The 12,847-nt window shown below is 61.5% G+C and carries 12 protein-coding genes and 1 pseudogene; 8 read left to right on the top strand and 5 right to left on the bottom strand.

The genetic code is table 11. The features are described 5' to 3' along the window. Window position 1: 1 nt before the first annotated feature. The gene (gene mazG / locus ACVWVY_RS28610; protein WP_456629506.1) at window positions 2–859 is read right to left on the bottom strand and encodes a nucleoside triphosphate pyrophosphohydrolase; all 858 of its coding nucleotides are present in this window, start codon (window positions 857–859) and stop codon (window positions 2–4) included. Between the two features lie 129 nt (window positions 860–988). On the opposite strand from mazG, the gene queC reads away from it, so the two are divergent. From queC to ACVWVY_RS28595, 3 genes are all read left to right on the top strand, one after another. Further along, window positions 989–1,702 (top strand): 7-cyano-7-deazaguanine synthase QueC, encoded by a 714-nt coding sequence (gene queC / locus ACVWVY_RS28605; RefSeq protein WP_456629505.1) that lies wholly within the window; start codon window positions 989–991, stop codon window positions 1,700–1,702. A 193-nt stretch (window positions 1,703–1,895) separates the two neighbouring features. Then, on the top strand, window positions 1,896–4,349 hold the full coding sequence (locus ACVWVY_RS28600) for an arylsulfatase (protein ID WP_456632330.1): 2,454 nt from the start codon (window positions 1,896–1,898) through the stop codon (window positions 4,347–4,349). A gap of 26 nt (window positions 4,350–4,375) precedes the next feature. After that, window positions 4,376–4,735: a hypothetical protein gene (locus tag ACVWVY_RS28595; protein ID WP_456629504.1), complete on the top strand. Its 360-nt coding sequence runs from the start codon at window positions 4,376–4,378 to the stop codon at window positions 4,733–4,735. Here ACVWVY_RS28595 and ACVWVY_RS28590 read toward each other — a convergent pair whose 3' ends face one another. The 3 genes from ACVWVY_RS28590 to nthA are packed head-to-tail and all read right to left on the bottom strand — an operon-like array spanning window position 4,736 to window position 6,425. Then, on the bottom strand, window positions 4,736–5,119 hold the full coding sequence (locus tag ACVWVY_RS28590) for a nitrile hydratase accessory protein (protein ID WP_456629503.1): 384 nt from the start codon (window positions 5,117–5,119) through the stop codon (window positions 4,736–4,738). Further along, the gene (gene nthB, locus ACVWVY_RS28585; RefSeq protein WP_456629502.1) at window positions 5,119–5,778 is read right to left on the bottom strand and encodes a nitrile hydratase subunit beta; all 660 of its coding nucleotides are present in this window, start codon (window positions 5,776–5,778) and stop codon (window positions 5,119–5,121) included. The genes ACVWVY_RS28590 and nthB overlap by 1 nt, the downstream gene beginning before the upstream one ends. Further along, window positions 5,778–6,425, bottom strand: a complete 648-nt coding sequence (nthA, locus tag ACVWVY_RS28580) for a nitrile hydratase subunit alpha (RefSeq protein ID WP_456629501.1) — start codon at window positions 6,423–6,425, stop codon at window positions 5,778–5,780. The genes nthB and nthA overlap by 1 nt, the downstream gene beginning before the upstream one ends. Window positions 6,426–6,487: 62 nt before the next feature. Between nthA and ACVWVY_RS28575 the strand changes: the two genes are divergently transcribed. From ACVWVY_RS28575 to ACVWVY_RS28555, 5 genes and pseudogenes are all read left to right on the top strand, one after another. Then, window positions 6,488–7,246 (top strand): hypothetical protein, encoded by a 759-nt coding sequence (locus tag ACVWVY_RS28575; RefSeq protein ID WP_456629500.1) that lies wholly within the window; start codon window positions 6,488–6,490, stop codon window positions 7,244–7,246. A gap of 88 nt (window positions 7,247–7,334) precedes the next feature. Beyond that, window positions 7,335–8,141, top strand: a complete 807-nt coding sequence (locus ACVWVY_RS28570) for an enoyl-CoA hydratase/isomerase family protein (RefSeq protein WP_456629499.1) — start codon at window positions 7,335–7,337, stop codon at window positions 8,139–8,141. A 333-nt stretch (window positions 8,142–8,474) separates the two neighbouring features. Beyond that, window positions 8,475–10,373 (top strand): adenylate/guanylate cyclase domain-containing protein, encoded by a 1,899-nt coding sequence (locus tag ACVWVY_RS28565; protein ID WP_456629498.1) that lies wholly within the window; start codon window positions 8,475–8,477, stop codon window positions 10,371–10,373. Then, the gene (gene urtA, locus ACVWVY_RS28560) at window positions 10,370–11,653 is read left to right on the top strand and encodes an urea ABC transporter substrate-binding protein (protein WP_456629497.1); all 1,284 of its coding nucleotides are present in this window, start codon (window positions 10,370–10,372) and stop codon (window positions 11,651–11,653) included. The genes ACVWVY_RS28565 and urtA overlap by 4 nt, the downstream gene beginning before the upstream one ends. A 35-nt stretch (window positions 11,654–11,688) precedes the next feature. Further along, window positions 11,689–11,787: pseudogene (locus ACVWVY_RS28555) on the top strand (enoyl-CoA hydratase/isomerase family protein); the annotation flags it as partial. Window positions 11,788–11,844: 57 nt separating this feature from the next. On the opposite strand, the gene ACVWVY_RS28550 reads toward ACVWVY_RS28555, so the two are convergent. Continuing rightward, entirely contained in the window at window positions 11,845–12,690 is an 846-nt protein-coding gene (locus ACVWVY_RS28550; protein ID WP_456629496.1) for a class I SAM-dependent methyltransferase, read from the bottom strand. Between the last annotated feature and the right edge of the window lie 157 nt (window positions 12,691–12,847).

Below are 12,847 nucleotides of genomic sequence, written 5' to 3'. Positions count from 1 at the left end.
TTCAGCGCGTGCCTTGAGCCCGGACCGACGCAGCCGCTGTTGGCTGCTTCCCACTTTTCGCCTCGTTCCACAACGCGTCCATTTCTTCCAGCGATGCGCCCTCGAGCGAACGGCCCTTCGCCGCGAGCGCATGCTCGATATAGGCAAAACGCCGTTCGAACTTGGCGTTGGTGCCGCGTAGCGCCGTTTCCGGATCGGCGCCGACATGGCGGGCGAGGTTGACCAGCGCGAACAGGAGGTCGCCGGTTTCTTCAGCGAGTTCGTCAGCGTTGCCGTTGTCCAGCGCCGCTTCGATCTCGTCGGCCTCTTCGCGGATCTTGCTGAGCACCGCGCGGGGATCGTTCCAGTCGAAGCCGACGGTGGAGGCCTTGCGCTGCAATTCCATCGCGCGCGTCAGCGCCGGCTGGCCTGCCTTGATGCCGGATAGCAGCGATTGATGCGTAGTCTCTTCCGGCGGCCGCCGTGCCGCGCGCTCGGCCTTCTCTTCGGCCTTGATGCGTTCCCAGGCGCTCTTGACGCCGGCAGGGGCGATATTGCCGTCCTTGTCGGCGAACACATGCGGATGACGGCGTATCAACTTCGTTGTAATCGCCTCGACCACGTCGCCGAAGGCAAAGGCATCTTGCTCTTCCGCCATGCGGGCGTGATAGACGACCTGCAGCAGGAGATCGCCCAGTTCCTCGCGGAGGTCATCGAAATCGCCGCGCGTGATCGCGTCCGCTACCTCGTAGGCCTCCTCGATCGTGTAGGGCGCGATCGTCGCAAAATTCTGCTCGAGGTCCCACGGACAACCGGTCACCGGCGTGCGCAGCGCCGCCATGATTTCGATGAGGCGGGAAATATCGCGGGAAGGGGTCATGGGGTTTCCGTCGCTTGGGAGAACGAGCCGCTTTATGCCGCAAGCAGCGCAGCGATCCCAGCGGAACGAACCGAAATCGGGTAATTTCCACCGGTTGGCCTCAAGGCGCGGGAATGCTAATGGCCCCTCATGAGCGACCCATCATCGTCCGAAACCGCGCTGGTGCTGTTTTCCGGCGGGCAGGATTCCACCACCTGCCTTGCCTGGGCGCTGCAGCGCTTTGCCCGCGTCGAAATGCTCGGCTTCAGCTACGGCCAGCGCCACGCGGTCGAGCTTGCCTGCCGCGACCAGCTGTTGTCGGGCATCAAATCCTTGCGGCCGGATTGGGCGGCAAAGCTCGGCGAGAGCCACACGTTGGAAATCCCGACACTGGCCGAAATTTCCGACACCGCGCTCACGCGCGATGTCGCCATTGCCATGGGCGAGGACGGCCTGCCCAACACCTTCGTGCCCGGCCGCAACCTGGTCTTTCTGACTTTCGCGGCGGCGCTGGCGTACCGGCGCGGCATCCGCCACATCATCGGCGGCATGTGCGAGACCGATTACTCCGGCTATCCGGATTGCCGCGACGAGACCATCAAGGCGCTGCAGTCCGCGCTCAATCTCGGCATGGCGAAGGACTTTGAGCTGCATACGCCGCTGATGTGGCTCGACAAGGCCTCGACGTGGAAGCTGGCGCATGAGCTCGGCGGGGCAGGGCTGGTCGACCTGATCCGCGAACACTCCCATACCTGTTACCTCGGCGAGCGCGGCGCGCAGCACGATTGGGGCTATGGCTGCGGTGAATGCCCGGCTTGCGCCTTGCGCGCGAAGGGCTGGCGGGAGTATGCGGCGTCGCAGTAATTGACGCGATGCGTCATCGCTGAACCTGACGGTTATTGGCGTTGGCTCTCACTTTCCCGAGAATTCGACCAGTCACCTGTCCCGGGTCGCGCCTTGACCTATGTCAAAGTGACGGTTCGCTGACGCGATAATTCCGACCGGCGCGCGCCTGACTTTTCGCAAGGGGACAGCATCTCACGGGAGGCTCTCCATGATGAAGATCAGTCATTTGCTGGTAGGTGCGAGTTTTCTTACTCTGGGTTGCGCTCCGGCATTTGCACAGCAAGCATCACAAACGGCACCTCCGGTTGGTTCGCCTGCCGCCACGATCACCATTCCGGGTAACCAGATCCCTCCGCCCGATCCGAAATTCGGCGGGGTGATCAAGGAGAAGGCCTCGGAGTCGACGCCATGGTGGGCGCCGCGCGTCGTGCCGCCGAAGGGCGCGCCGAACGTGCTGCTCATCATGACGGATGATCAGGGGTTCGGTGCACCCAGCACCTTCGGCGGTGTCATACCGACCCCCAGCATGGATCGGATTGCAAAGGCCGGACTGCGCTACACGAACTTCCATTCGACGTCATTATGTTCGCCGACGCGCGCCGCGCTGATCACCGGACGCAACCATCATTCGGTTGGCTATGGGGTGGTCGGCGAGATCGCAACGGGTTTCCCCGGCTACGACTCGATCATCCCGATCGAGAAAGGCACGATCGGCACCGTCTTGAAAGCCAACGGCTACGCGACCTCGTGGTTCGGCAAGGATCACAACACGCCTTCCTATCAGTCGAGCCAGGCGGGGCCGTTCGAGCAATGGCCGAATGGAATGGGCTTTGAATATTTCTATGGCTTCGTCGGTGGCGATGCGAGCCAGTGGCAGCCGAACCTGTTCCGCAATACAACGGCCATCTATCCCTTCCTCAACAATCCCGGTTGGAATCTGGAGACGGCGATGGCCGATGAGGCCATTCAGCACATCAAGCAGCTCAAGGAGGTCGCACCCGGCAAGCCTTGGCTCGTCTATTACGTACCGGGCGCCACCCATGCGCCGCATCATCCCACGCCCGAGTGGATCAAGAAGATCAGCGACATGCGCCTGTTCGACGAAGGCTGGAACAAAGTGCGTGAGAAGATCTTCGCGAACCAGAAACGGCTGGGAATCATGCCCGAGAACCCGAAGTTGACGGCGTGGCCGAAAGAATTGCCGCAATGGGATTCGCTGAGCTGGGACGAAAGGAAGCTCTTCATCAAGCAGGCGGATGTTTACGGGGCCTATCTTGCCTATGCCGATCATGAGATCGGGAGAGTGATCCAGGCTGTCGAGGACCTTGGCGAACTCGACAACACCTTGATCGTTTACATCGGCGGAGACAACGGCGCGAGCGCCGAAGGCATGCTCAACGGCACGCCGAACGAGTTTACCACCTTCAACGGCGTGCCCGTGCCGGTGAAGGATCAGCTTCTCTGGTATCCTTTCTGGGGATCCGAACGGACATTCCCGCATTTCGCGGCGGGGTGGGCGTGGGCGATGGGTACGCCGTTCAAGTGGGTGAAGCAGGTGCCGTCGCATTTCGGCGGAACGGCGCAGGGCGTAATCATGTCATGGCCCGGCCACATCGCGGACGCCGGTGGCATCCGCCGCCAGTTCCATCATGTCATTGACATCGTGCCGACCATTCTTCAGGCGGCGGGCATTTCGCAACCCGACACGATCAACGGGATCAAGCAGATTCCCATCGAGGGTGTCAGCATGACGTACACGTGGAACAGTGCGAACGCGAACGCACCTTCCACCCGCAAGACGCAATATTTCGAGATGCTGGGCAATCGCGCCATCTATCAGGATGGCTGGGTCGCGGCCACGACTCCTGCGACGCTCCCGTGGGAGCTGAGCACCAAGACGCCACCGGACGTGATCACGGGGTACAACTGGGAACTCTACAACGTCACGGACGATCCTACCCAGTCCGACGATCTCGCTTCGAAGATGCCGGACCAGCTCAAACAGCTGCAAGACGTCTTCTACTCGGAAGCGAAGAAGTACAACGTGCTGCCGCTCGACAACTCGACGCTCGCGCGATGGAATACGCCGCGCCCGAGTCTCACGGCGGGGCGCACGGAATTTACCTACTCCGGCGAATTGATCGGCACGCCGGCGAGCGCAGCGCCCAGTATCCTCAACAAGAGTTACACCATCACCGCCGAGGTCGAGATACCCCAAGGCGGTGCGGAGGGCATGGTCGTCACTCACGGCGGGCGCTTCGGTGGCTACGGACTCTTCCTGAGCAAGGGTGAGTTCGGGATAGGGCGCAGCAAGGTGGTGTTCCTCTACAACCTGCTCGATCTCAAGCGCACGGTCTGGGAGGGGCCTGAGTTGGATGCGGGCAAACACACCATCGTCTTTGACTTCAAGCCTGAAGCGCCGGGTCTGGGCAAGGGAGGTACAGGCGTGCTGTCAGTGGATGGCAAGGAAGTGACGCGCAACAAGCTGGAGCACACCATCCCGATCACGCTCCCCGAGGACGAAACCTTCGACATCGGCCAGGACACCCGGACCGGAGTGGCGCTGCTCGAGCATCGCTACGATCCTCCGTTCAAGTTCACCGGCAAGATCAACAAGCTAACCTTCAGACTCGAGCAAGAGCCGACCGTAGGAATGAAACGCTGACAGCTCGCAGTAACAATGGTGGGATGGTGAAAAACGCGCTGGCTGTTGCAGCTATCAGCGAAGCTGCCACGGGGGTGGCGTTGTTGATCGCTCCTTGGCTGGTCGGCCAGCTGTTGCTGGGAGAGCAACTTGCCGGCGTCGCAGTGCCTGTCGCACGCGTGGCCGGCATGGCGCTGATTGCCTTGGGGATCGCCTGCTGGCCCGGTCCGCCACTCGCAGGCTTGCTGACCTACAGTGTATTGGTCACGGTGTATCTGGCCTACCTTGGGTTGGCTGGGGCCTTCACCGGAATCCTCTTGTGGCCGGCGGTCGTCCTGCACGTGATCCTGACTGCGCTCTTGGCTTACAGCGTCGACGCAGCCAATGAGCCGTCGGCGCAACAATAGCTACCCGAAATCTCCCGGCGCCAGCTCGATCGGCGCACCGTGCGGCGTGCGGTCGGCGGCGTGGTCCCAGGCGTCGCGGTAGCGATGCAAGGCATCCGATGTGGTGACGCCCTTGGCGGCGACGAGCGTTTCCAGCGTGGCGAGCCAGTGCCGGTAATAGGTCTCGCCGGTGTCGGGATCGCCTGCGGCCTGCGCGTGCTTGATCTGCGCGCCGAGCGTTTCCGCCCATTCCTTCCAGGTGAAGACGCCGGCCTCGTGCAGCGCCAGCGCCATGGCGAAGGCGCGCGCCTCCCACGGCTCGCGAAATACCGGGCCGTCCTCGTCGCGGGGCACGCCGGGGACGGCAACGGCCGCCCGCATCGCCTGTTGCGGGGTCAGATTCATCACACACGCTCCAGATAGGATTCCCAGGCGTCGACGGAGACGCTGAGCGTCGGGTCGGCATCCTTGCCCCACAATTCCGGCCCGTCGAAGCGCACGGTGTAGAGCCATTGCGGGTCCTCGCCCTTGCCGAGCGAGTTGGTGTCGGGGAAGACGTGACAGCCGTGATTGAGCTCGATGGTGCCGAGATGTCCGCGGACATATTGCGGCAACCGCGTATGCGTCACCGGGTGGATGTCCTTCATCCGCACGGTCTCGCCGACGGCGAACCTCGCAGGCCGCTTCGCCTCGCGTTCGGTCGGGCCACCGCGCCGGATCGCCGGCGTAACCTCCGTTGGAGCGATCGGGGTGACGCCGGGCTTGGGCGGCGACAGCACCTTGCCGGCCTCGATCTCCTCGCGCGTCACCAGCCCGCGCTCGATCATCAGCGTTTCCAGCCCGGCCAGCCAGATCTGGAAATAACTCTTGCTGAGATAGTCCTCGGGCGGTCGGTTCTCGCGCGCAAACCGCGACATGTCGATGTTCCAGCCGCCCGGACGCGCCATTGCGACCGTCAGCGCAAAGGCGCGGCGCTCCCAGTCGCCGTGAAACACCGGCTCGTTCGGCTCAGGCACGACCGGGCCAAAGCCCTTGGCGCCGCCCATGTCGTGCGCGCCGTCCATCAGGCGGTCTCGCCTGGCTGTTTCGGCTGGCCCGTGCCGATCATGCTGTCACGGGTGACGAGGTCGGCGAGCTGCTCGGCGCTCCAGCCGTCGGTGCCCTCGGGCCGCATCGGCAGCACGAGGTAGCGGATCTCGGCCGTGGAATCCCAGACCCGGATTTTGGTGGTGTCCGGCAGCGTCACGCCGAAATCCTTCAATACGCCGCGCGGATCGGACACGGCGCGCGAGCGGTAGGGCGCGGACTTGTACCAGACCGGGGGCAGACCGAGCACCGGATGCGGGTAGCAGGAGCACAGCGTGCACACGACCATGTTGTGCTGCTCGGGCGTGTTCTCCACGACGACCATATGCTCGCCCTGGCGGCCGGAATAATCGAGTTCGGCGATCGCAGCGGTCGCGTCCTTCATCAGCCGGGCGTGATAGGCCGGATCGCTCCATGCCTTGGCGACCACGCGAATGCCGTTGCGCGGGCCGATCTTCTTCTCGTAGAGATCGATCAGGAGATCGAGGGACGTCGGATCGACATAGCCCTTCTCGGTCAGGATCGATTCCAGCGCGCGCACGCGCAGTTCGGTCTCCGACAACTCTGAATGGTCGTGATCGTGGTGGTGATGATGGTCGTGGTGATCGTGATCATGGTCGCTCATGGCGTCAGGATAGGCGCAAAATCCGGGCTATGTCGAGGCAGAGACTCTGCTAGCATTTGCCGATGGGAAGGGCAGGGTGGACGGCAATAGCGCTCGCGGCGGCCATTTTGACCTGGCTTCCGGCCGGAGAGGCGCGGGCGGCCAACGGCGCCTATGCAGTCGATGCCGCCGACATTTCCGAAGTCGGTTCATGCAAGATCGAGAGCTGGCTGTCGGCCGCGTCCAACACCGATTTTATGGCGGTCGCCAATCCATCCTGCGTGGTCAATCCATTCCAGCCTGTTGAGTTGAGCATGTTCACCAGCCGTGCGCGCAGCGATGGCGAATGGAGCAACACCCTCCAGCCGAAGGCCAAGACGAATATTGTGCCCACCGGGATCGGCAAGGTCGGCGTTTCAATCTACGCCGGCGGCTCCTTCGACGCCCTGACCGGGGAAAACCGCAGCGCCTTCGCGGTGATCCCCGCGACATACCGGCTCAGCGAGACGATGCGCATCAACGTCAACGGCGGCTGGCTGTGGGACCGCAGCGTGGATCGGCACTATCTGCTCTACGGCATCGGCTTTGACTGGAAGTTCACGGAAACCTTGCAGTGGACCATCGAAGCCTTTGGGCAGGCGGGCCAATCGGATACGCCGAGCGTGGTCCAGCCGCGGTTCCAAACCGGGGTGCGCTACCGGCCGAACGAGATTTTTTCGGTCGACCTGATCTACGGCCGCAACATCACGGGCGAAAACGCCAACTGGATCACGCTCGGCACCACGATCCGTTTCCCGGTGCCCGGCGGCAAGCCTGAGCACCATCGCACGGGCCACCTGTAAGCCGCCCTCAAACGCGTTGCGGCGCTTCCCAAGACGGCCGATTTCTGAGCTAAGGTTTCGGAAAATCAAAGGGCAGGGAGGCCGTGCGTTGGCTGATTTTGTAAAGATCGAGAAGGGCCTGGGACCGGAAGGCCGCATCGCGGTGGTGCGTTTCGACCGCGGCGACGGGATCAATGCGATGTCGCCGGAGGCGATGCGCCAGCTCACGGACGCCGCGCGAAGCTTCGAGGATGACAGCGCGACCTCGGTCGTGGTGCTGACTGGCGGCGCCAAATCGTTCACCGCGGGTTTCGACCTGAAGGATACGGAAGGCCGGTCCCGCAAGTCCATGGATCTCGGTGCGCTGCGCCGGCACCTGAAGCTTGGACCGCGGCTGACGCGGGCCTGGCAGGACATGGAACAGATCACGATCGGTGCCATCGAGGGCTTTTGCGTCGGCGGCGGCGTGGCGCTGGCGGTCGCGCTGGATTTCCGCGTGATGGCCAGAGACGCCCATATGCGCGTGCCAGAGATCGGGCTTGGCATGAACATGAGCTGGCAGAGCGTGCCGCGGATGCTGCATCTGATGGGACCGGCCCGCACCAAGCAGGCCGTGATCCTGGCCGACCAACGCATCTCGGCCGCCGAGGCCTACGAATGGCGGCTGGTGGAGGAGGTGGCTGAACCCGGCAAGGCGTTCGACGCCGCGATGGCGCTCGCCGCCAAGGTCGCTGCCCAGCCGCCTCTGTCAGTTGCGATGACCAAGCTGACGATCAATCGCCTGGCGCACGCGCTCGACGATCTGGCGAGCCACATGGACGTTGACCAGTTTGCGCTTGCAAGCATGAGCGAAGACCACAAGGAAGGCGTCGAGGCATTCCTGCAAAGACGCAAGCCGCGCTTCAAGGGCAGGTAGGATGCCGTGACGCTACCGCCAAGGCGACTTTGAGATTCTTTGGAGATAAATTTCTAATAAGATCAATGTTCTAGCCGAAGCGTATTCTAAGGCCGGTTTAAGCAAATCCGGAACCACGAGTAGACCGCCGCCGCATTCCGGGCTTGTTTTAAGAGCTACTCGGATTTTCGTGCGGAATCCGAAAAGGGTTTCCCGGCCGCGTTGGTAGGCCGATCCCGCCGGGCCGGGGAGCCCTGGTGCTGATTTCGATACAGAAGCAATGCGCGGAAGCGGCGCGTGAACGAACGGCGAAGAGACTGACCGGCTGCATCCTTCACGAGGAGGGCACGCGGGATGTTCACATTTCGAAGCTCACTCACCTTAGCGGTGATGGCGTTTATCGTCGCTCTGGCCGTGCTGCTGATCGCAATTCAGGTCCTGGCTCTTCGTTGGGCCACGCACGAAGCCGCGTCTGCCTATATGGATGCGACCAGTGCGAAGGCCCTCGGGCGCCTCCGGACCGAGCTTGCCACTATGACGTCGCTGGTACATGTGCTGGCGACCAGTTCCAGTGTCGCCGATTCAAATGAAAGAACCGAGACCGGCCGTGCGATCCCGTTATTCAAAGCCGCCCTGCAGGAACTGCCTCAGATGGATAGTGTCTATGCAGGTTTCGAAAACGGCGCCTGGTTGCAAGTACGGCGCATTGACGATCTCAGCGACGAGCAGCGCGGAAGGTTGCGTGCGACGCCTGCAGCCAACATTGCGATCAATTTGGTCCGGCCTACGCCCAGTGGCGATCTGCCGATGCGACGAATTTTCGAAGATCAGCAGGGTAACCAAGTCGGGCAGCTTGATCTATGGAAATACGGATACGACGCGCGCACGCGGAGCTGGTACCGCGAGACGGTAAAAGCCGACCGAGCGCTGGTCTCATCGCCTTATCTTTCATTCAGCATCGGCGCACCGGTGATCACGGTTAGCGCGCCCTTGCGAGGCAAAGCGTCTGGCGTCCTTGCCGCAGATCTCAAGCTCGACAGCTTCAGCGAATTCGTCCAGGCGCAACGACCTGGACCGCACGGCAGTGTCCTGATCTTCGACTCGACCGGCGCGCTCATAGCCCACCCCAATTTTGCAAAATTCGTTGTCGATGCGATGACGCATCCATCCCAACCGCAATTGCCCACCATCAAGGAAATCAACTCCGGGGTCGTGCAGGAAGCCTTGCGCAGGTCGGATGGTCGCGACCACTACGACGGAAGTGTCCGTGACGATCACGGGCGGGACTTTTTGTTCAGGGTGACAAAATTCAATCTGGGTGGGCAGTACGACGCCAACATAATGTTGCTGGCGGCCCAGGAAGACTTTGCTCAAGATGTTCGGAATCTGCAGTTCACCGGATTGATCCTCGCAATTGTCGCTAGCGCCGCTTTTATTCCGGTCGTTTGGATATTTGGCAGCCGAATGTCTCGATCCATGAGAGACATTACTGCCCAAGCAGTCAAACTCCAGACGCTGGCTGCGCCCGATCCCTCGTCAGTCACGTCGCGCATCAAGGAAATTTACGAGCTCGGCAGTGCAATGGCGCTCGCGCAGCGCGCCATTTGGTCGTTCGCGCATTTTGTTCCCAAGGAGATCGTCCAGCGGATCGTTGATGATTCCATCTCAACCGAGCTCGGCGGTGTTCGAGAGGAGATTACCGTCGTTTTCACCGACGTCCGGGATTTTACGACGATCGCAGAGTCCGCCGACCCAGACACTCTCATGCACCAAACGTCGCGATATTTTTCCGTGCTTACGGAGGCCTTCCTCGCCGAAGGCGGAACGGTCGACAAGTTCATTGGCGACGCAGTGATGGTGTTCTGGAACGCACCCAATCCACAGCCCGACCACGTCGAGCGGGCCTGCCGGGCAGCTCTTGCGGGCAGGGCGGCATGTGAGGAGCTCAACGCTCAGTTTGAAACCGAGGGTCTGAAGCCGTTCTTTACGCGGTTCGGCATCCATGTGGGGGAGGCCGTCGTCGGCAATCTGGGGTCGACGGAGCGCATGAACTACACGGCCCTTGGCAATACGGTGAATCTGGCGGCGCGCCTCGAAGGGCTGAACAAGCAGTTTGGGACCACCATTCTTGCGAGCGAAGGCGTCTATTCGCGGGTTCAGCACTGCTTCCAGTTCAAGGCCTTCGAATCGGTCATTGCCAAGGGCATGACGAAGGAAACCCGCATCTTCGAGCTGATCGGGGCCGCGACATGAAATCAATGATGCCAGGTGTGATGCGAAGGTTGTTCGGCTTGTGGCTGACGCTCGCAGTCTCTGCTGCCCACGCAGGCGAGGACACCATCAAAATCGGAATTCTCCATTCCTTGTCAGGCACCATGGCAATCAGCGAGGCGGCGCTCAAGAATACCGTTCTCATGCTGATAGCGGACCAAAACAAGAAGGGCGGTCTGCTCGGACGGAAGCTGGAGCCGGTCGTTGTTGATCCCGCGTCGGATTGGAACCTCTTTGCGGAAAAGGCCAGGCAGCTACTCTCGAACGATAAGGTCGCCGTTGTGTTCGGGTGCTGGACCTCCGCCTCGCGCAAGTCCGTACTGCCGATTTTCGAGGAATTGAACGGCTTGCTCTTCTACCCCGTGCAGTACGAGGGTGAAGAAAGCTCGCGTAACATTTTCTACACGGGAGCGGCGCCCAACCAGCAGGCGATTCCGGCCGTTCGATATCTGAGCAGCAATGAGGGAGGCAAGGTTCGCAGATGGGTTCTGCTCGGTACCGACTACGTCTACCCGCGCACGATCAACCGAATCCTAACCGCGTATCTTGCCGCAGATGGCGTGTCGCCGGATGACATCATGACGATCTATACGCCGTTCGGTCATTACGAATGGCGAGAGATCGTCGGGCGGATCAAGGCTTTCGGTTCGGAGGGAAAAAAGACCGCAGTCATCTCAACTGTCAACGGAGATGCAAACACGTACCTCTACAGGGAACTCGCAGCCCAACAGCTGGACGCCAACGCAATTCCGGTGATGGCTTTCTCGATCGGCGAGCGCGAATTGCTTGATGCGGACATTTTCCCGGTCGGGCACATGGCGGCCTGGAATTACTTCCAGTCGATCAAGTCAGCAGAGAACGACGCTTTCATAAAAATGTGGGCGGACTTCAACGAGCAACACGACAAAACCACGAATGATCCGATGGAGGCCACCTTCATTGGCTTCCGGATGTGGGCGCAAGCCGTCGTTCAAGCGGGCACAACCGACATAGATGCGGTCCGGCAAGCCATGTACGGTCAGAGGATCCAGGCACCGAGCGGCTTCGAGGTTGTGATGAACACCAATCATCATCTTTCCAAGCCCGTCATGATAGGCAAGATAAACTCTTCCGGGACCTTCGATATCATTTGGCGGTCGATCAATCCGGTCCGAGCCGATGCCTGGAGCAGGTACATCCCCGACAGCGCCAACCGTACGGCCGATTGGACCTTTCCCTGGGTCTGCGGGGGATGCACCGAGCCGACGTACAAGAAATGGTGAAGGATGCAGCGGACCTGGTCAGGATACCACGCAATGACGTTGACCAGTTTGCGCTTGCAAGCATGAGCGAAGACCACAAGGAAGGCGTCGCAGCGTTCCTGGAGCGACGCAAGCCGAAGTTCAGAGGGCGGTAGTTTGATGCGAGATCGCCCGGTGCGCCTGTTGAGCGCACCGGGCAATCAGCCCAACCCTTACGCCGTACGGGCTGCCCGGATCATATGCCCCCCGGGGCCGCTGTCGGGGGCGCCGGCGGGCGCGCCCAGATAGCGGACGGCCATTTGGGACATGCCGAGGTCTTCGAGATCCCCGAAGCCGTATCCGCGCAGCACCTGCGCGATCTCGTCGGGATCGAAATAGCTGAGCCAGGGTTCACCGATTTCAGCCGTGTAGGCCCCGAGCGCGACGATTTCGGCCCGCCGCTCCGGCGGATAGTTCTCCAGCGGTTCGCTATAATCGAACACCACCTCGGATTCCGGGACGCTCGCAATGTAACGCAGCGTAGCCGCTATGGCTGCTCGCCCAAGATAGGGGACGACGCCAAGCCAGATGAAGAACGCGGGGCGATCAGGATCTAAGCCGGCATCACGTAGCCCGTGACCGAGATCATCGCTTTCGAAGTCGATCGCCGCAAAGGTCAGCAACGCCGGAATAGCGAGGCCGACCTCCGACAGACGCTTTCGTTTCCACGCTTGGGTCGCGGGATGATCGACCTCGAAAACCCGCAACCCTAAATCCGAATAGGGATTGCGCAGCGCAAATGTATCGAAGCCGGCGCCGAGAACCACCGCTTGCCGCACGCCGCGTGACACGGCCGCGCCAAGGCAATCCTCGGCAAAACGGCTGCGCGCCGCCATGAAGATGCGCATGCGTTGCTGTGCCGGGTCTGCGGATAACCCCGCGATGATGGCGTCAGCACCGTCACCAAGAATGGTGCGGGCGAGGGGGTCGGAAAACACCTTGCCGCCCTCCAGTACCTGATGGGCTGCGCGATATCCTGCTGCGCCGAGGGCGGTCCGGCTTGGCTGTCGTTCGTTCATGGATTTCACCTTTGTCTGGAGGACAAGCGTCCTCAGAGGACATGCGTCCTCGTCGCAGCGCGACAACGTCGCACTGCTCAGAGGGCGTTCGAATGGATGCGAGAAGCGTTTGGTTTCGGGAAACTGGCGAAGGAAGACCGAAAGAACAACTCTTGAT

Source organism: Bradyrhizobium sp. URHC0002, assembly GCF_054059515.1.
Note: the sequence above shows the minus strand (reverse complement) of the source record. Positions and strands in the feature narration are given on the sequence as shown.